General features: G+C 52.3%; 17 protein-coding genes. 1 reads left to right on the forward strand and 16 read right to left on the reverse strand.

Translation table 11 applies throughout. From position 1 onward, the window contains the following. The 16 genes from NSU14_RS26580 to NSU14_RS26655 all read right to left on the reverse strand — a co-directional run bounded on the left by NSU14_RS26580 (position 1) and on the right by NSU14_RS26655 (position 17,772). The gene (locus tag NSU14_RS26580; RefSeq protein WP_042133962.1) at positions 1–1,101 is read right to left on the reverse strand and encodes a glycosyltransferase; all 1,101 of its coding nucleotides are present in this window, start codon (positions 1,099–1,101) and stop codon (positions 1–3) included. Between the two features lie 102 nt (positions 1,102–1,203). Continuing rightward, the gene (locus NSU14_RS26585; protein ID WP_042133960.1) at positions 1,204–2,343 is read right to left on the reverse strand and encodes a glycosyltransferase family 4 protein; all 1,140 of its coding nucleotides are present in this window, start codon (positions 2,341–2,343) and stop codon (positions 1,204–1,206) included. Next, positions 2,340–3,530: a glycosyltransferase family 4 protein gene (locus NSU14_RS26590; RefSeq protein ID WP_042133957.1), complete on the reverse strand. Its 1,191-nt coding sequence runs from the start codon at positions 3,528–3,530 to the stop codon at positions 2,340–2,342. The genes NSU14_RS26585 and NSU14_RS26590 overlap by 4 nt, the downstream gene beginning before the upstream one ends. After that, entirely contained in the window at positions 3,517–4,371 is an 855-nt protein-coding gene (locus tag NSU14_RS26595) for a glycosyltransferase family 2 protein (RefSeq protein ID WP_042133955.1), read from the reverse strand. The genes NSU14_RS26590 and NSU14_RS26595 overlap by 14 nt, the downstream gene beginning before the upstream one ends. Positions 4,372–4,627: 256 nt before the next feature. Continuing rightward, entirely contained in the window at positions 4,628–6,007 is a 1,380-nt protein-coding gene (locus NSU14_RS26600; protein ID WP_042133953.1) for an oligosaccharide flippase family protein, read from the reverse strand. After that, the gene (locus NSU14_RS26605; RefSeq protein ID WP_042133951.1) at positions 5,973–7,472 is read right to left on the reverse strand and encodes an O-antigen ligase family protein; all 1,500 of its coding nucleotides are present in this window, start codon (positions 7,470–7,472) and stop codon (positions 5,973–5,975) included. The genes NSU14_RS26600 and NSU14_RS26605 overlap by 35 nt, the downstream gene beginning before the upstream one ends. A gap of 31 nt (positions 7,473–7,503) precedes the next feature. Next, a complete protein-coding gene (locus tag NSU14_RS26610) occupies positions 7,504–8,277 on the reverse strand; it encodes a WecB/TagA/CpsF family glycosyltransferase (protein ID WP_039302998.1) in 774 nt (257 codons plus the stop codon). Beyond that, positions 8,274–9,620, reverse strand: a complete 1,347-nt coding sequence (locus NSU14_RS26615; RefSeq protein WP_042133950.1) for an O-antigen ligase family protein — start codon at positions 9,618–9,620, stop codon at positions 8,274–8,276. The genes NSU14_RS26610 and NSU14_RS26615 overlap by 4 nt, the downstream gene beginning before the upstream one ends. 14 nt (positions 9,621–9,634) lie before the next feature. Next, positions 9,635–10,576: a glycosyltransferase gene (locus NSU14_RS26620; protein WP_231575290.1), complete on the reverse strand. Its 942-nt coding sequence runs from the start codon at positions 10,574–10,576 to the stop codon at positions 9,635–9,637. A gap of 19 nt (positions 10,577–10,595) precedes the next feature. Continuing rightward, a complete protein-coding gene (locus NSU14_RS26625) occupies positions 10,596–11,288 on the reverse strand; it encodes a sugar transferase (protein ID WP_039302991.1) in 693 nt (230 codons plus the stop codon). Positions 11,289–11,318: 30 nt separating this feature from the next. Next, the gene (galU, locus tag NSU14_RS26630) at positions 11,319–12,209 is read right to left on the reverse strand and encodes a UTP--glucose-1-phosphate uridylyltransferase GalU (RefSeq protein ID WP_042133948.1); all 891 of its coding nucleotides are present in this window, start codon (positions 12,207–12,209) and stop codon (positions 11,319–11,321) included. A 46-nt stretch (positions 12,210–12,255) separates the two neighbouring features. Continuing rightward, positions 12,256–12,897 carry a CpsD/CapB family tyrosine-protein kinase gene (locus NSU14_RS26635; RefSeq protein ID WP_076247416.1) on the reverse strand — a complete coding sequence of 214 codons (642 nt, stop codon included), beginning with the start codon at positions 12,895–12,897 and terminating at the stop codon, positions 12,256–12,258. Next, positions 12,881–13,621 carry a YveK family protein gene (locus tag NSU14_RS26640; protein ID WP_042133944.1) on the reverse strand — a complete coding sequence of 247 codons (741 nt, stop codon included), beginning with the start codon at positions 13,619–13,621 and terminating at the stop codon, positions 12,881–12,883. Before NSU14_RS26640 ends, NSU14_RS26635 begins: the two co-directional genes overlap by 17 nt. Positions 13,622–13,985: 364 nt before the next feature. Further along, positions 13,986–14,621, reverse strand: a complete 636-nt coding sequence (locus NSU14_RS26645) for a response regulator (RefSeq protein ID WP_039302980.1) — start codon at positions 14,619–14,621, stop codon at positions 13,986–13,988. Positions 14,622–14,644: 23 nt separating this feature from the next. Further along, on the reverse strand, positions 14,645–16,090 hold the full coding sequence (locus NSU14_RS26650) for a sensor histidine kinase (protein ID WP_340947817.1): 1,446 nt from the start codon (positions 16,088–16,090) through the stop codon (positions 14,645–14,647). An 827-nt stretch (positions 16,091–16,917) separates the two neighbouring features. Continuing rightward, positions 16,918–17,772: a helix-turn-helix transcriptional regulator gene (locus NSU14_RS26655; RefSeq protein WP_340947819.1), complete on the reverse strand. Its 855-nt coding sequence runs from the start codon at positions 17,770–17,772 to the stop codon at positions 16,918–16,920. Between the two features lie 84 nt (positions 17,773–17,856). Between NSU14_RS26655 and NSU14_RS26660 the strand changes: the two genes are divergently transcribed. Then, positions 17,857–19,791 carry a glycoside hydrolase family 20 zincin-like fold domain-containing protein gene (locus NSU14_RS26660; protein ID WP_340947820.1) on the forward strand — a complete coding sequence of 645 codons (1,935 nt, stop codon included), beginning with the start codon at positions 17,857–17,859 and terminating at the stop codon, positions 19,789–19,791. Positions 19,792–20,172 lie beyond the last annotated feature (381 nt).

The following is a 20,172-nucleotide window of genomic DNA, read 5'->3' on the forward strand; positions in this document are numbered from 1 at the left end:
TCATCCTCCTTTTAGGAAATTGACGTAGGCCTGTTCCACATACTGCTTGAACTGGACCATAAACGCCTGCTCATCAAATTTACGTGCATGGCCCATAATCTGCTCGATATCCCACGCGTAGGATTCTGCTTCATCAATGGCCTGGAGCAGATCATCAACTTCCTGGTGCTGGAAGAACACGCCGTTGACGTAAGGAATAATCGTGTCCAGCGCTCCTCCGGCCTGATAGGCGATGACCGGTCTTCCTGCTGCATTCGCCTCCAGGGGCGTAATGCCGAAATCCTCTTCTCCGGGAAAAACAAAAGCCCGGCACTGCGACATCAGTCCTGTCACCTCTTCATCCTCCAGCCGGCCCAGGAAAGAGATATTATCCTTAGCCATGCCTTCCAGACGCTTGCGGTCCGGCCCGTCTCCCACGATGTACAGCTTCACACCGTTACGGTTGAACGCCTCCACTGCCAGATCGATCCGCTTGTAGGAAACCAGCCGGGATACGATCAGATAGTAATCTCCAATGGTAGGGGAGCTGGTGAAGCGTGCTGTATTGATCGGCGGGAAGATCACATCGGAATCCCGGTGATAATAATTCTGAATCCGCGTCTTCACGACGGAGGAGTTGGCTACGAACTGATTTACATTTTTGGAGGTACGCTGGTCCCAGTTCTTCAGCCGCTGCATATACACCTTGAGCAGTCTTTTGAATAATCCGGAATTCGACTGCCGCTCCATGTAAGTGTCATAATCCCAGGCGAACCGCATGGGGGTATGGCAGTAACACAGATGAAATGTAGACTCGGGCACCTGGATGCTTTTCATAAAAGCACTGCTGGAGCTAAGGACGATATCATACCCGCTGAAGTCCAAATCGCGGACGGCCATGGGATAGAGCGGCAGCACCCCTTTGAAATTCCGCTTCACGCCGGGGATTTTCTGCAGCCAGGAGGCCCGGATATCCGCATCTTTGAGGTTATCGGTCAGGCGGCTTCCGTTAAAAACCGTTGTGAAGATCGGAGCATCCGGATACATGTGATGAAAAACCTCCACCACTCTTTCCGCTCCGCCCATTTGGATTAAGTAATCGTGCGCTATCGCAATTTTCATGTGAATCATCCTCAAAGTTTTATGGAGCAGCATCATCAAGCAGTGAACGCATGGTAGAAACGGATAGTGAAGCAAGTCTTAAGCATTGTCCAAGTACGAGGGTCAGGTAACCGCCAGCAAACCTTTGTAGTAAGCGACGATATCCTTGACCGTATTCTCGATGACAAAATGCTCTTTCACCCGTTTCATTCCATTATCCGCCATCCGTCTACGCTCTTCGGGATGGTTCAGCATCCAGGTGATGGAGTCTGCAAGTACAGTAGCATCTCCCGGCTGGATCAGCATTCCTGTTACGCCAGGAACTACAATCTCAACCGGTCCGCCTTCATTGGAGGCAATCACCGGCAGTCCAGCCGCCATACCTTCGACGATGACCTGGCCAAACGGCTCGGGGGTGATCGACGTGTGAATCAGTAAATCGGCTTTGTTCATAAGTCCTTGTATATCATCTACATGACCCAGCAGGCTGACATTGGTAATGTTGCCTTGCTGCATCTGCTGAATTAATTCCTGTTTGTATTCCTCTTCCCCGAACAGCGCGTCTCCGGCAAGCCAGAACTTCACCCGGCTGTCATGCTTGAAGGCCTTGGCGGCTTCCAGTACAATATGCTGGCCTTTCCAGTGAGCCAGGCGTCCCACCAGCAGGACATTGAAGTCCTTCTGGTCCCGCTTGCCGATCCCTTCACCAATCGCTTTGGCAAAAGCGGAGTAAACGACCAGCGTCTTCTTCGACCGCGGCAGCTCCAGCGCATTCAGCGTGGAATGGGAATTGGCGATGACGCCGTTCGGCAGCAGGCGTGACAGCAGCCGGATCGCCTTGGCGACAACCGGCTTCAGGTACGGGGCTCCGATATGGTCCCGGATATGCCAGATCAGGGGCACTCCGGCTTTTTTGGCAGCCACCGCTCCGTAAAATGCCGATTTCAGCGAATTGGTATGCACGCAATCGACCTTCTCCTCTTTGAGCAGCGGAGCGAGCTTACGGCCGTAGGCCAGCAGCTTCATTGCAGCAGCCGGAGCACCGAGGTTCACAGCGTTGCGTCCGCGGCTGCGGATGCTCTCGTCCAGCGGGATAATGCGGACATCAATGCCCTTCTCCCGCAGCCGTTCGGCCAAAGTGCCTTCTTCCGCCAGAATCACCAGCGGGCTAATCTGTTCACCGATGTTGGTGAGAATGTTGAACAAGGCAACCTCTCCGCCGCTCCATTTGGCGGTGTGATCAATATAAGCGACTTTGATCATCCTACGCTCACACCCTTTCCCAAAGTTTCGAGGAATACGGACTCCACTTGATCGCCTACATGCTGCCAGGTATATTTCTCCAGCACATGATTCCGGCATTCGTCACGGCCCGGCAGCAGCTTGCGGTTGCTCAGCATATGAATCATGCCTTCTGCCATATCGTCGCTGCCTGCACTCTTGAACAGCAGCTCCGGCCGGAAGCCCTGCAGAATCTCTTTGTTGCCGCCGACCGGAGTCGCCATCACCGGAAGTCCGGAGGCCAGCGCCTCCACGGTGATCAGGCCGAAGCCTTCCAGCGCCTGCGAAGGAACGACGAACATATCCGCCGCCTGATAATAGGAGGCCAGCTCATGATCGGGAATATAGCCCAGGAGCCGGACCTTGTTGCCCAGTCCGTAATCGGCTATTTTCTCTTCGAGCTCACCGCGCAGCGGGCCTTTGCCCCCGATCAGCAGAATTGCGTTCGGGAACCGTTCGGCAACCTGCTTCCAGGCTTCGAGCAGCTGCAGCAGCCCCATCCGGTTCATCAGCCGCCGGACCGTCAGCACGGTAGTTGCACCTTCCGGCAGATTCAGTGTCCGCCGGATCGCCAGCCGGTTGGTGGAAGGCACGAACCGTTCCACATTAGCCGCACCCGGAATGACGATGATCTTGTGCAGCGGCACCCCGTGCAGATCATGCAGCATACCCCGGAAGTATTCGCTCAGGACAATGAATTTGTCTGCCAGCTTGTAAGCCTTATGTTCAATCGATTTGGCAATCGTTGTTTTCACCTTGTGCCTGATGCCTTGACCTTCGATCTTCATCTCTTCATTCCAGGGGCCGTGGAAGGTCATAACCACCGGAATGCCCCGCTTCTTCGCTTCTATCGCCGGCCCGATGCCGTAAGGTGCGAAGTGGGTATAGAGGATATCAATCCGCCCGCTGCCGTCTCCCATCAGGTCCGCCGCCTTGCGCTGGAAGGCATCCTTGCGTTTCCAGATCGTCTCCTTGGGATCACCGGCGTTGTGGATGATCAGTTCCTTCGGGGTAGCAGGTGTCTCCTGACTACAGATCAGGGCATGCACCTGGTTCCGTGAGGAGAGCTGCTCACATACGGATTTGAAATAGGTGTTCAGTCCTCCGGGCTGTAACGAGGGCCAGCTGAGGCCGGTCGTCATAATGTTCAATCCGTCATTGTACGACATAGCTTCTCTCCCCTTTGTTCTCCTTGTCGGCCTGGCCCATGGCATTATGCCGGGTCAGCTTGCCGGAGCTGTGTAATTCGTAATGCTTGAAGCCGACCATGAATTCATACATCACCCAGAATATCGATACCGCGAAGCCTGAAATTCCTTTTTTGAATAATCCGTGCACGAAATACTTCTGCAGGAAACGTGCCGGCGGCCTCAGCAGCAGGTGGCTCAATTTGAACGGCTTGCCGCTTTCAAAGGCGCTTTGCGCTTCCAGATCCGTGTATTTGTTGAACCGGGCCACGTGGTCGTTGATGCTGCGGAAGCCTTGATGCCACAGCGTTCCGTTCAGCTTCACCGTCCGTTCCTCGGATACCTCGGGCATCTCATGCACCAGGCTGTTGCGGATGCCGTACTCCTTGCGGTTATACAGCCGCACCAGGTACTCACCCTTATCCAGCCATTTGCCGAGAAAATCACCAATCCGGTATAGCGAGAACGCTACGGTAGCATCCGTAAGTCCCGGCTTGCGCTCCAGAATATCCCGCGCCAGCTCTTCACTGACCACTTCGTCGGTATCAATCAGGAAGACCCAATCATGGACGGCGCGTTCCACTCCGAATTCCCTTTGCTTCGCGTATCCGGGCCATGGGTTAACGTACACCCGGCATCCCAGGCTCTCGGACAGCTGGACCGTCCCGTCTTTGCTGCCCCCGTCGATTACAACCACCTCGTCGGCGAACAACCGGCAGGACTGAATTGCTGCGGAGATTCGAACTTCGTCATCCTGAGCAATGATGACCGCCGATATCGGGTAACTCCCCCGGCCGCCAAGCACGCTTGTCATTGAATCCATGAAGGTATCCTCCTTTGCCTTGTAGGTCCGGTGTGTGTCGTCGCTGCGAGAAAAGTTTGGGCTTCCGGCCGCTGTTGTCTTCTGATTTCATTGATTGGACCGCTGTTTGCGGTTGAAATCAGAAGACAAAGGCGGACGCTGACGCTCCTGCAGCTCCAAATTTTCTCTGCGCCCCTCCAAGCACCGTCCCTTGGTTTTTTAGCAGATAAGTCGCTCGCCTCGTATTCTCGGCTCGCTGAATCAATTACTTACCTGCTTACACATCCATAGGTTTCTTGCGAATATACGAATTCATCGTCGTCTTCAGCCACTGAAGGTCCTGGGCGTTAATAAGCAGCCGCGGAAGCTTAACCTTCAGGTTGTATCTGATATTAAGAATAATGAACAGGAACCGCAGCACTGCCGAGGAGAGCATAGCCACTCCGGCTCCGAACAATCCGAACTTCGGCACCAGCAGGAAGAGCAGCGGAATCACGAGGATGAGGCCGACTCCCTGAAGGATGGATACGAACTTCGGCTTGCCCAGCGCCATGAACACCTGGGCCAGAATCAGCGTCCCTCCGCTGATGGTCACTTCCAGCAGCAGCAGGCGGAACACGGTAAGCGCCGTATTGAAATCCTTGCCGTAGAGCAGCGGGATGACGAACGGGGCAACCAGCATCAGGAACACTGCGCCTAGCAGAGTACAGGTAGTACTGATCCGGAAAGCCTTGAAGGTAAGGGCTACCGCTTCGTCCTTCGACATCTCGGAGGCTTTGGGGAACAGGACCACCGTAATCGAATTGGAGAAGAAGTTGACCATTCGCGACAAGCTTACCGCAACCGCATAGAGCCCCAGATCGGCCGGCCGGAGCAGCCCGGCAATAATGATCTGGTCTATGTAATAAGAGAACTGTCCAAGCAGGTCATTACCATAGGAGCCCATACCGTAAGTAAACAATCTTTTGAAGTTAAGATAGGCATCCCGCAGCTTTACTTTGTAGGTGCGGAGCAGCGAGACCGTCATTCCGATGAACAGCGGAACCGACGGGACCAGATAGGCCAGCGCTGTTGTATAAGGATTCATGTGTCCGGTCAGGATGAGTATCCCAATCGCGGCCAGCGTCAGCAGGGGAATCAGATAACGCAGCCAGTTGAAGGTTTTGTAATCGCCTCTGAACTGGAACGCCGCATTATTGACCTGTGAGACCACAATCAGCGGACACAGGATCATCGACCACTGGGCGAAGACCACAACATCATGGCTGAAGGACTTCAGCCAATACGGGAGAACAATAATTCCGATGATCATGGCCATGGTTCCGAACACAAGTCCGATCAGCAGCGCCACCCTGTACAGCACCCCGGCTTCATCCGGGTTTTTCTTGGCGTTGTAGATCAGTGCCGAGGGGATACCGAAGCTCATGCTGAACGCCAGGAATTGTGACCAGTTCACCATAGCGGTCTGTTCCCCCCGACCTGTCGGGCCGAGATACCGCGCGGTCAGCACGCCGGTCAGCATATTGACCAGCAGAATCAGTACGCTGACGAACATTGTTTTGACGGCAGCCGAGCTATTGTCCTTACTCTTCGTGAAGCGCCGGAGGGAGGACCAGACTGTACTAGCGGGAAGTGATTTTGCGTTCAACTGCTGCATGTGGTATACCCTTCTTTCTGCTCTGAGTAATCTCTTTGGCACTGAGTCCGAGTCCGATCAGCATCCAGATCAGATAACCCTTAAGGCCCGGAAATCCGTTATCCGATACCAGACTTACCACAGCCCCCATCCATGCCGCCAGCGACAGGCGGGCATAAGGCTGAAGATGATCCTTGCTGGTTACTCTGACGGCAATCTCTTTAATGACGGCCCCCAGGGCTCCGAAAAAGAACAATGCGCCGAGTACTCCGAAGGTAAGCAGCAGTGCGATCACACCGTTATCCATGTTCCCGTATTCACCAAGCTCCCCGCCGTTGCCGATCTTCGTCCCCTGTCCTACACTGCCGATACCCTGCCCGACCGGATTACCTGCCACCATCGGCAGCATGTTCGTCCAGAGGCTGAGACGTTCATTGTAGGAATGATCCTCCTGCACCGAGGTGAGGGTCTCCATCCGGGCGACCAGCCCCTCTGCCCCCGGCAGCTTGGGAACAATCGTGAACAGCGCGGCTGCCACGAATCCAAGCTGAAGCAGGGTTTTCCATTTGCCTTTGGATGGAGAGGAGGCAATGTACACCAGCAGCATCACCAGCAGGACCAGCCATGCGGAACGCACCAGCGTAGTCAGCAGGCAGACTACTACGAGCAGAACACCGATCCAGCGCAGTGTCCCCTGCCATCTTTTCTCCAGAATCATCGGGACCAGTGCGAAGACCAGGAAGGTTGCCGCCGGGCCCGGAGAATTCAGAGTGGAGAACACCCGGATCTCCAGGGGATACGGTGTGCCGATGGACATCATATCCGCGTTCCGCATCCAGAAGGCGTCCCACGGGGGAACCGTCAGATACTGTACAATTCCATATGCTGCAACCAGCACGGCGATATTCGCAAAAGCGTACAGCAGCCGGTCGATATCCTTCGGTTTGTACTGGGTTACCGCGAAGAACGGAATCAGCAGCAGTGGAACGATATAATTCGCCAGATCGTATACCGAGCCAATGCCGTTCTTTGCGAGGCCAATCATCGCGCCGTAGGCCAGCGCAATGGAGAACAGCAGAAGGATCCGGGTAGAGGATTTGCGGATCTTGTGAATCTCCTTCAGCACCGGAATGGCTAAGGTAGCTCCGGTGAGCAGGGGAGCCAGACTCAGCAGTGATACGGAGTGATACACCCCTTCATACCAGTCTGCGATCCGCCGCAGCTCCGGGGCAACCGCCCAGATCAGCAGCGTGTAAGGAATCAGCATCCGTGTATTCAGCAGCGCCAGCAGGAAGGCCGGGAAGAGGATTCCTGCCAGTATCACTCCCTGCAGACTGTTCGATGAGCTGAGCTTCGCACTGGCGAAGCCGATCAGCAGCGGCAGAATCACTGCTGCGCCGCAGATCATGGTCATCACTGCCGCTGACTTCACAGCTGATCTAGAGGGAAGACTCAGACTGTTCTCATCCCTGCTTAGCATCTTCATTCCCCCGCCTCCCGTCTCCGCCGCTTCTCGTTTATTGCGATTTGCTGTTCTTCACTTTATCCCGCTTGCGCAGCTCCTTGAGGAGCAGCACCAGGAACTGGGCATCATCGACCAGGTATCTTTTCCATAGACGGCCCGGCTCCTGACTGAGCCTCCACAGCCATTCCATTCCGGTTCTCTGCATGAAATCCGGAGCCCGTTTGACCGAGCCTGACAGGAAGTCGAAGGTTGCGCCCACACCGATCGAGATCGGCGCCTGATAAGAGGTATAGTGACGGTATATCCATTTCTCCTGCTTCGGCGCTCCCACGCCTACGAACACAATATCCGGCTGACTCTCGGTCAGCATCTGGATAATCCGCTGGTTCTCTTCTTCGTTGTGCTCAAAGCCGTAGGAAGGAGAATAGCAGCCGACAACATTGATACCCGGATAAGCTGCTTTCAGGTTCTTCGTCGCCTGCTCCGGCACGCCTTCCGCTGAGCCCAGGAAGAACAGCCGGTATTTCCTTTGTTCAAAAGCATTGCCCAGCCTGCTGAACAGGTCCGCTCCCGATACCTTTTGCTTCAGCGGCTTACCGAGCATTTTGGAAGCCCAGATGAGCGGCATTCCGTCTGCCACAACAGCTCCGGCTTCGGAATAGACCTCCTGGAACTCTTTGTCCTTGCGGAGCTTGATCACATGATCGACATTGCATGTCAGGATGTAGGACTGGTTCCTTTCCTGAATCGTTTTGTCAATGTAATCGAGCAGGTCCATGAAATCATAGTTATCGAAATTGACATCGAACATATTCACTTGGTTCATCGTATCACTTCTTTTTGTGGGGAATCGGCCAGCTGTGAAGATCGATACAGGCAGTTCAGGTACCAACAGAACGGAATGATGAATTGGACCGTCGACAGCGTGTTATCTGTAAATGAGTAGATCAGAAACGCTGCTATAAAGAGCAGATAATAAGGTTTGACCGGCGGTGCCAAAGCCCTGTACACCAGAAGGAACACAGCCAACAAGGAAAGCAGCAGCAGGATTGCGCCGAAATACCCTCCATCGAAGTAGAAGCGGATATACTCATTGTGAGGAACAACAAACCCTTTGTAGAGCGATCCGTCATTCGCCACCGTCACCGCTCCAAGACCCCGTCCCGCATAGGGGGAATCCTCCGCTTTGTTCAGGAAGTACTCCCAGGCTTCCGCACGCCCTGACAGGTCGACCCCCGTTTCCGTCGTACGTTCGAAGGAACGTTTCTTGATGTTATCGAGCTGCAGGTATACTGCCGAGGTGATCACGAGCAGTGAACACAGCAGCGGGATTAGAAATTTCGTTTTGCCTTTTAAATACTGGCGGGAGATGTCGTAGAAATAATAGAGCACCATCAGGACCAGCGCCAGGATCGGCCCCCGTGTCCCGGTTCCAATGAGAATCAGGAAATTCAGACCCAGCATTGTGTAGTAAAAGCGGATATGCTGCGGGCTTCGCTTAATTTCAATGAACGCGATCGCGACTCCCATGAACGCCAGCATAGCCAGATGCGCCGGAATATTCGCCCCCTGAATCCGTACTGCGCCGGTGAATTCGATGTCGAGTAAGGAATGCAGATGAGCCGCCTGCAGCACCACTCCGGCCAATACACTGACCAGCGGCAGCAGGGTGATGATGCGGATTTGCTTCTCAGCCACCTCCTTCTTCCAATTGATAAGCAGGAATACGAAGGGCAGCGATAATCCGATAAAAGCTTTGACTGCAATCGATGAGCTCATCTCCGGCAGCCAGATGGAGAAGGTGAAGGTGATGAAGACCAGCGCCAGCATCGCCCACAGGGGCTGGCTGAGCCGGAACTTCAGGCCGTTGACCAGAATGCACGGCACCAGCAGCACCAGGATAACCAGTTTGTAGAGTGAGAGAATCTCAACACCGAACATACTGCCGCTGAACAGGAAATTAATCGAGACTGCGGTGGTCAGCAGAACGAAGTAGCTGATCAGTTCCGGACGGGAGATGGAGACGAACAGCAGCATAATCAGGAGTACAGCAGCTACGGCTATGACCGGCTGGTAGATGACCGCTGCCCCCAGGAATAATGCGGACATGAGATAGAGCATTCCGTATGGCAAAGCGTTTATTTTGGAGCCCCATTCAAAATTAGTCATGTCACGCACTCCCCTCACCCCGCTGCGGATTCCCTCTTCCGGTTCCAAATCATATGGAGAGTTCCGCGAATACTCTCCAGCCGGCATTTGTTCAGCAGCCTTCTTCCCTGACTGCGGGAGAGAATGGAATCTGCCAGAATGTACATCACCTTGGCCCCTGTTTTACCCAGCAGCAGCAGGTTGCCCTTCATCCCTTCGCTTTTCATCGCGTTCGAGATGCCTTGGCTGTAATAACGTTTCATAATCCAGTCTTCCGTCAAACGGTTAGCCGGTACGAAATGATCCACCGCCATCTCCGGATGATAGAGAATGGAATGCCCCTCCTGCTGGATTTGACCGAACAGCCAGGTCTCTTCACCGGAGAGCAGCGAATCACCTTTTCTCCCCAGCTCCAGCGGAAACAGGCTGATGTCGAACACGATCTTGCGCATCGCCATATTGGCTCCGCAGGGGTGCAGACGCTTCGGATATTCCCTGATCCGGTTGCCCAGATCAACTATGGTATATGGAAGCTCGAATGGCTTAATCAGCCATTCCGGCCGTTTGCTCTCGAAGATCGGAGCAATTTTACCGCCCATCGCCATCACTTCCGGCTTCTGCTCAAACGTACTGACGATCGTACTAATCCAGGTCCGGCAAGGTATCGCATCATCATCCAGGAAGGCGATGAGCGGCGATTTGGAAGCCAGAATCCCCGTATTCCGGGCCGCCGACAGTCCTTGCACCGGCTCCAGAAGATAACGGATATCCATATCAGCACCATAGGTATCAATAAACCTCCGGATAGCGGCTGCCGTATCATCCTTGGAACTGTTATCCACTACGATGATTTCGGCGTGGTCCAGATTCTCCAGCGGAAGCAGCGAATGAAGAGTCTTGACCAGCAGCGCCGACCGGTTGTAGGTGCAGATGATAATGGAAATCTTAGGTACTTCTCCGTGTACAAGCATCGGCATTCACCCAATTCCCATAATTTTAATAAGCATTTTTGGAGCCGAGCAGCATCAGGCCGGTTTTGACAATGATCTTAAGATCCAGCATAGTGCTGCGCATGTGGATATAGGTCAGGTCCAGCTGGACCATTTCGTCAAAGCCAACGCTGTTTCTGGCATTAACCTGCCAGTACCCGGTGCAGCCCGGTGTAACCATCAGCCGTTGTTTGTCATACTCCGTATACTGCGCCACCTCTTCAACGAGCGGGGGACGGGGGCCTACGAGACTCATATGGCCCATAAGCACGTTCCAGAGCTGAGGCAGTTCGTCAATACTTGTCTTGCGCAGGAATCTTCCTGTCCGCGTGATGCGGGGATCATTCTTGATCTTGAACATTGCGCCGCTCACCTCGTTGTAGGCCATCAGATTGGCCTTCAGCTCCTCGGCATTGGAGACCATGGATCTGAATTTGTACATAGGGAACAGCTTCTCATCCTTGCCGACCCTGTTCTGGCGGAAGAATACTTTGCCTTTAGGATCCTCCAGCTTGATTAGGACAGCCACCACCGCGAACAGCGGCAGCAGCACGAGAAGGCCAAGAGCGGAGAAAAAAATGTCGATAATCCGCTTCAATACCAGATAGGAATCCATTTCCTTACTTCCTTCATTGGCATGCAGCATGTAAAGTTTCGGCAGGACGGCCTCATAGTCTTCCGGCAGTTTTTGCATGCTCATCTCTCCTCATTCCTCCTAAATATTGTTGGTTCAGCTGCTCAGCGTGGTTTGTCCGGCCTGTTTCAGCCATTCCGACATTGCATCCATGACCTGATAGCGCAAATCCTCGCTCTGTAGAGCAAATTCCAGTGTGGTCAAAATATAACCAAGGCGTTCACCAACGTCATATCGTGTACCATCAAAGTTATAAGCATATACCCGTTCGCTCTGGTTCAGCTTCTGGATCGCGTCCGTGAGCTGAATTTCACCGCCCGCGCCTTTTTCCTGAAGGTCCAGATACTTGAAGATCTTCGGTGTGAACACGTAACGCCCCATAATCGCCAGGTTGGAAGGAGCCGTTCCGAGCGGAGGCTTCTCCACGAAGTTGTTAACCCGGTAGAGCCGTCCGTCCTGCAGATCCGGTTCGATAATCCCGTAGCGGTTGGTGAATTCATCAGGGATGACCTGAACACCAATCACTGAATTCTGTGTTTCTTCATACTGGTCAATCAGCTGCTTCAGGCAGGGGACCTGTCCGGTTACAATATCATCGCCGAGCATAACGCCGAAGGGTTCATCCCCGATAAACCGTCTGGCACACCATACGGCATGGCCCAGACCCTTGGGTTCCTTTTGCCGGATATAGTGAATTTCCACTTTTGAGGAACGCTGTACTTCTTTGAGCAGCTCCAGCTTACCGTCTTCCAGCAATCTGGATTCGAGTTCAAAGGCATTATCGAAATGATCCTCAATCGCCCGCTTTCCTTTACCGGTAACGATGATGATGTCTTCGATCCCGGAAGCGATTGCTTCCTCCACGATATATTGAATCGTTGGTTTGTTGATAATAGGCAGCATTTCCTTAGGCATCGCTTTGGTTGCCGGAAGGAAACGTGTGCCTAACCCGGCTGCCGGGATTATTACCTTTTTGACCTTTTTCATCACACATACCTCCCAAAAGTTTCATTCACCTTGCCGCTTCAGTACATTATTTGGTCTGGTTCATTGCAATTCCGATAATTCTCACACCTGTCTGTTCCATAAGAGCCTTCAGCTTGCGGAGAGACTCACGCTTCGTCCGGCCATGTCTGGCCACGATGATTACACCGTCTGAGAGCGGAGCCAGAATGCGGGCGTCACTGAATTCCACCGCTTGCGGCGAGTCCAGCAGAATCAGATCAAAGCTTGCTTTCAGTTCTTCCAGCAGGGCTGACATCTTGTCGCTCCCGAGCAGATCCGGGGGACTGACACTGGTAATACCGGCAGGAATTACGGCCAGATTAGCCAGGCTACCGTATACGGCAATATCTTTGGTTTCCTCATAACCGGCCAGATAAGCGGCCAGCCCTTGGCTTCCTTCTACCTCGAACACACTGTGCAGTCCGGGCTTCCTCAGGTTGCAGTCTACAACGGCAACCTTCTTGCCGTCCTGGACAAAGGATACGGCCAGATTGGAGAGAATCGTTGTCTTGCCTTCCCCGCCTTCCGCAGAAGTGAAGAGCAGCACCTGTCCACCATTGCCCTTCAGCAGACCGAGCTGGCGGATGTAGGTACGCAGCGAGCGGAAGGATTCAGAGATATGCGAGGACGGGTTCATGTCCGTAATCAAACTTCTATTCAGCCGTAACATAAGCGCCCTCCCCTACTCTTGCCTTGGCATTTCCCGCTTTGCCCAAATCACGTTTACGGATTGCCGGAATACTGGCAATGACCGGAAGGCCAAGATCGAACTCTGCTTCCTTCTCGGATCTCAATGTACCGTTCAGCGTTTCCATCAGCAGGATGATTCCTACTGCCGCCATCAGCGAGACTACAAAGCTGATGATAATGTTCATGGTAGAACCGCTATTGACCGGTCCAGGCTGATTCGCCGGGTCCGCCGGGGTCAGGAACGTTACATTGTCCAGATTCATCAGTGCCGGCAGGCTGCGGATGAATGTTTGTGAGACCGCGTTTACGATCGTAGCTGCGGTGGCGTAATCCTCATCCTGCACACTCAGATTAATCACTTGGCTTTTCTCTGAGGATTTGATCTGCAGCTTGGCAGCGAGTTGGCCTGCCGTCAGACCGAATTCGGGATGCTCCGCGATCACACTCTTCATAATCGTTGGTGACTTCATGATTTCCTTATAGCTCTCGATGAGGTTAAGACTGAAGTTGAGTGCGTTGAGATTGTTGCTCTCGGGAACATTTACGACGTTGTTGACCAGTAGCTGTCCAGAGGCGGAGTAGACGGGGACAACGAAGTTTTTGCTGACATAGAAGGTGGTGGCGCAGGAGATAAGCACGAACACCGTGATTAACCATAATCTTTTTTTAATCAGGTTAATGTAATCCAAAATCGTCTTTTCCACAGTAACCCTCCTTCCGCATGTGTTCATTTTGAAAGCAATCATGAAAATTTCAGAACTCTTGCTTTTATTCTATCAACGCGCAACATTTGTCACATGCCTCATAGCATCCCTTTACACTTCACTTTCGTGTGATGCCATTTAGTCCCTAAGAGGGTAGGGATGGTATACTTTAGTACCATACGACTGGTAATAACTAACAGCATCCGGTAGCGTTACCTACTTCACGTGTCACTTCATGCTTTTGAAAGATAAAGAAACTGTTCAGAAAATGTTCAGATGCTCATGCTAGGGTAGGGACCAAAGGGCACAAAAAAAACACGGACATCACTGTCCGTGTTCATGAACCATCCGTTATGAGGTAATCTTAGTCGTACGACATCTCGTATTTGGTAAGCCCAACCGCATTGGCATATAATGCTGCCTGCGTCCGGTCCGCTACCTGAAGCTTCGCCAGAATCTGGCTGACATGCTTCTTGACTGTGAATTCACTGATGAACAAGCGGGAAGCGATCTCCCGGTTGCAGGCCCCCTGCCCAAGCTCAATCAACACTTCCTTCTCTTTCGGTGTCAATTCATCCGTTGGACTGTTGCCGCTCATCCGCATCTTGTCTTCCATCAGGCCGGGATCATAATACTTTCTGCCTTTGTGCACCAGTTGAATCGCAAACAGCAATTCCTCCGGCAAAGCTTCCTTCAGCACGTAACCGTCTACCAGCACTTCTTCCGCCTTCAGGAAATCCTCCCGGCTTGCGGAGGACGTAAGCAGAATGAACTTACTGGCAATTCCGCGTATACGGGCTGCCTTGATAATGTCCAGACCCGATTCATCGGCAAGCTTCAGGTCAATCAGCACAAGATCAGGCTGTATCTCTTCTATAACGAGAAGAGCTTCCTGGCCATTCGTAGCCTCACCGGCAAACTCCAGATTAGACTGCATTGAAATCACAGCAGCCAATCCTCTTCTCACCAAAGGGTGATCATCAACAATGACGATTTTCACTTGAACGACCTCCTGCCTAAAGTTTATGCATTTTTTAGTTCAGCCACACCGACAGGGATGGAGATCAAAATTCTGGTGCCTGCATTCTCACTGCTGGACAACTGGAAGTCACCGCCAAGGGACTGTGCCAAATATTGCATATTCTTCATTCCCAGTCCGCCGGTGTTATCCTCGGACTCGGTCCAGATCAAGTCCGTATCGAATCCGACGCCATCGTCGATAATCGATAGTCTGATCCATTTGGGCTTCAGGGACAATTCAACATCCACCCGGCTGGCTGCACCATGACGTATGGCGTTGCCTGTCGCTTCGGAGATTATCCGGAAGAGCGCCTTGTGGTAAGGATAAGGGAGACTGAAATCATCCCCCGTTATTTTCAGTTCAATTTCCACATCATTGAGCCGGGACAGGCTCTTGAGATGGGAGCGCACCATGCCAAGCCAGCTGGGGCCGCCGCTCTTCTTGGAGCTGAGGCTGTAGATGGTGATCCTGAGTTCCTTGGCCACCTTGGTGGCTGAATCGTGGATCAGCTCAATTTGCTCCTCCAGCTCGCCTTCGGACATTTTGCGCCAGGACTGCTTCAGGGAATGCGTAGCATATACAATGCCAAAAAGGCTCTGTGATACACTGTCATGCATTTCATCGGCTATCCGGTTCTGTTCGTTCGTGATGATCAGCCGGTTCTCGATCACGCCCAGCTCATGGCGCTCAAGAATAATCGCACTCAGCTCCGACAGGAACATCAGCTGCTGGATATACCATCTGCGGCCTTCCAGCCCTTCCGAGGATTCCAGCCTCACGCCGATCATCCCGACGAAACGTGTACTCATCCTTACCGGCATCAGCAGGAAATCCCCAAGACCCGGCAGACTCTTGAATACCGGTTCCCGCTGCAGCCTCCATTCATGCTCATGCTTCTCCAGCTCCATGAACAGAAACCGTTCTTCCTCATGCTGCCAGCCTGTCTGCCGGCTCTCCGGAGCGGGTTCTCCGCTCTTCTTCGCGAACCAGAACAAGGCCTTCTCCAGCTTGGTAAGCTTTACAACGTAGTCGGTGATGACTTGGCCTATGTTCATGAAATCATGCTGGCTCGATGTTTCCACGATGTGATAAAGCGACTTGATATGTTCCATGGTATCGTTGGTCCGCGCGTTTGCTTCCTCCCGTTGCCGCTTTATCCCGTTAACCATTTGCATAACTATAACCGCAAGAGCCAGGGCTAGAAACATGTTGCCGTTCGTAAGCACGATTTCGGAGAAAGATTTCCCCGTAGATCCGGGGAGAAAATAACATAGCGCGGCAACGATGCCGAAATACCCGAGAAGCAGGCTCCAGACAAAATAGTATGATAGCGATCCAGCAGCAATCAGGACGGGACTCAGCACATACAGCTTAAACGGGCTGTCATATCCCCCTGTAAATAGCGTCAACACAATGATTCCCGCCAGCTCTATACAGATAACGAGCATAAGAATACGCGGTCTTGCACGAAGCCTCCGGTAATAGAAAGTGAATACTTGAGCAAATAAGAATAGCACAATGATTAGTAGGGATTTGTATATTACGGAAGGCCCCGCAGGAACCATGAGGAACATAAACGATGTGAGGGACAAAGAAATGGTTCTGTAAAAGGCGATCATTCTGTCTTCGGCTGTTGCTTTAATTTTCATCCCACCACCCTATTCTCCAGTTTGTGGAAAATTCGAGCTTATTCTAAGCTATGTTTAAAAGCATCATACATGAGAAAAATCACAATAACAAGTTTCGCTTTTTAATGACAGCGTTTACTTTTAAAATAAAAAGCATGTCATTAACCTTTTTTTACAAAATCGCACTCAGTTATATCCATAATTCCAAATAATAGCGCATTCATGGTCTAACAATGATTTCCTGCACAAGACGAACAGCCTGTCCCCCTGGAGGGACAGGCTGTTCGTTATATAATATTCACAACCGTCATGATCATTCTGTCATCTGCAGTCTACTCAGTCACCGCCGGCAAGGCTGTTTGCTGCTTGGCCTTATTACATATGCAAATCTGGTAACGCTGTTCGCCAACGATATGATACCCGGTGGACAGAATACGTAAGGTATGGTTTCTTGCGTCCACCTTATGGAGACTGCGGCAACTGATGCAGTAATATTCTCTCATGGCTTCATCTCCGGCATAGTCTAGAAGAACTATTCAAAAAACTGCTAATATGTTCTAAATCATATCACTGTCTTTTTCAGCATGTCAACAATAATCTGCAAATTACGACATATATCCAGAAATAAAGTAGAATTATGTCGGTTTTTATACGTTGCTGCGGCAGTTCTGCGGAGAAATGCCCATATATTTCTTAAACAGCCTTGAGAAATAGAAGGAATCCCTATAATGAAGCATTCCCGCGATTTCCTGTACCTGCAGGGAAGTGTTGAGCAGAAGATGTTTGGCTTCTGCCATTTTGAGACGATGGATATATTCATGCAAGGGGTAACCGCTGCTTCTGCGGACCGTACGACGGAGTGTGGACATGGAGATGTGCAGACCTGCAGCGATTCCAGGCAGATCAGGCTTCTCATAGATGCAGGCATTCAGCGCTTCGCGGATATGAGACATGGGTTCTGCCTGCAGGAGCCGGTTATTGCCCTGGATACGCAGTGAACATTCCAGCAGCATCTCTTCGAGCTTCAAGGCCGCCCGGTCCGCATCTCCGGGAGCCCCGCCGTCCATTAGCCCCAGAACCTCTTCAAACAAGGCCATAAGTCCCTGCACCCCATCCGCCTGACAGACAGCCCCGCCGGCTATCATTCCGGTCTCCAGCCATTCCGTGACACGGCTTCCGGCGAAATTAATATAGTATTCATCCCAATACCCTCCTGAAGGCGGTCCGAAACTGTAGGTGCAGCCGGGACGGAAAAAGAACAGGCTCCCTTCACGGACCTGCTGCTCCTTGCCTCCGTTCTCACTATAAGAACCGCCACCCGAAACTATGTATACAAGCGCCCAGTGCTCGAACACCACACCTGAACGAAAAAGCGTTCTTCCCGGCAGATGACCCGCTTGCCCTATCCGTATCGACTTCAGCCGGAGCCTGGAAGCCTCAACCTTGGGATCGATAATCCGGATCGGATAGGGACTGATCATATAATCCATGAGCTTGGGCATACATTGCATTCCTCCACCTGTTTAGGAGTGATATGGTTGTAATGAAGATGATCATATTCTACATGAATAAGAGGTGTCCACGCTATGCCTGAAAACAGTAATTTACAGCTGCTCCCTTACCCCCAGCAGGTCACAGTATCCCAAGGCCAGTTTCTCATTCCCGCCAAGGGGAGTATTGTTCTGGCCGGTGAGAGGAATCAAACCGCACTCCCGGCAGCACGCAAGCTTCAACAGGTTACTCTACAGGCGGTTCAGCTCCGTCTGTCTCTGTCGGTGGGGATACGCCCTTCCACCGTTTCCGCCTTTACCTTCAGCTATAATGCCCTGCTGGCGGCCGGAGCCTACGAGATTCACATTGATGAACACGGAATCACCATTGCCTATGGCTCCCCGGAGGGCGCTTATTATGCGGTTGGTACGCTGAAGCAGCTGCTGGAGCAGTATGCCAGAAGTATTCCCCAGCTGGTTATCCGTGATCAGCCGGATTTTGCCGCCAGGGGACTCATGATCGATATCAGCCGCAACAAAATCCCCAAGCTGGAAACCCTGTACCGGATCATTGATCTGATGTCCGATCTGAAGCTGAATCAGTTACAGCTATATATAGAAGGAGTTCCATTTGCCTATGAGTCTTTTCCGCAGGTCTGGGAGCTGGAAACGCCCATTACCGGTGAGGAAATTCTGCTGCTGGATGCCTACTGCCGTGAGCGTTATATCGAGCTGGTGCCTAACCAGAACAGCTTCGGCCATATGGAGGGCTGGCTGACCCGTCCTGAATTCAATAGTCTGGCCGAAATTCCCGAAGGCTTCATGCTCCCTGATCATATGTATGACAGCGATCTGTATCCCGACGGGCTGTTCATGCATCCCGGAACCTTCGATACGGAAGATCCGCAAGTACTGAAACTTCTGGGCACAATGTATGATGACCTTCTTCCTTACTTCCACTCGCAGCTATTTAATGTCGGATGTGACGAGACCTATGAACTGGGACTTGGCAAAAGCAAAGCGAAGGCTGACTCCACCGGTAAAGGCGAGCTCTATCTCTCTTTCCTGGAGAAAATTCACGGGCTCGTTACGGAGCGCGGTAAAACCATGCAGTTCTGGGGTGATATCATTATCCAGCATCCGGAGCTGATTCCCCGCCTGCCGAAGGATATTATCGCCATGGAATGGGGCTACAGCGCCGCTCATCCGTTCGAAGCGGATACCCTGAAGTTCCGTGAAGCGGAGATTCCGTTCTATGTCTGTCCGGGAACCAGCTCCTGGAATTCACTTACCGGACGGACCGACAATATGCTGGCTAATCTGCGCAGCGCGGCAGTCCACGGCAAACGTAATGGTGCAATCGGCTATCTGATTACAGACTGGGGCGATTTCGGCCACTGGCAGCATCTGCCGGTCAGCTACGCCGGATTCGTATACGGGGCTGCACTGGCCTGGAATGTGGAGGGCAACCTTGAAGCGGATGTTGCCGAATACCTGAACACCTCCATCTTCCATGACCGTTCCGGAGCGATCGGGCAATTACTGCTCGACCTCGGAAATTATTATACCTTCGAATCCGGAACCCTCCGCCCGAATGATACGGAAATGTCCATGCTGCTGCGCAGCAGTCTGGGTCATGTGCATCTGGCAGAGAAGCTGACCGGAGAGCAGCTTCAGCAGCTTGAGCATTACATCACCGGCATAGAAGCAAGACTTGAAGGGCTCGCCCTGGAATGCGATGATGCCGGTCTTGTCGCAGAAGAGCTAAGCAACGGGATTCACTTTGTGAAGCATGCCGTGCAGCTGACCCGGCTTAAGAAACAAATGGCCGGGGCAACGCCGCAGATTGATGCGGCACTCGTTCATGAGCTGATCCATGATCTGGATCTCCTGCTTCATCATTACCGGCAGCTATGGACCCGCCGCAACCGGCTCGGCGGCCTGGAGCAAAGTGTGTCGAAGCTGGTCCGCCTGCGCGGAGAGTATGTTGTGCTTGCAGCCAAGCTCAGTGAGGCTGAAGTACAAGGATAGAGCTAGTCCCAGGACTATACACGCGCTTAGTGTGATCAGAACAGGTAAGCGCAAAAAAATGTTGTAAGAATTACAACTTTAACCTCCTGATAGGCGGGCTTTTAGAGGAATGTTGTATGGAATACAACAATTCCCCCGCTAAGCCGGTTGGAAGAGGAGAAATGCTGTATTTTCTACAACAATCTCCGGTTAAGGGTTATATATCTCGAAGAATGTTGTATTTCGTGCAGGAATTCTGATCGAAGTTGTACTGGAATGCGGTACCCAACCATTCATGATCTCTAAATAAACGAGTCCCTATCCACAATAGTGGAATGGGGACTCGTTTGTTCACTACATCCGGCACTTCCCTGATCCTGCTCCGCTCTTCCCTCCTCCACC

Origin of the sequence: Paenibacillus sp. FSL R10-2771 (assembly GCF_038000205.1) — a bacterium.
Lineage (GTDB): Bacteria > Bacillota > Bacilli > Paenibacillales > Paenibacillaceae > Paenibacillus_AQ > Paenibacillus_AQ phytohabitans.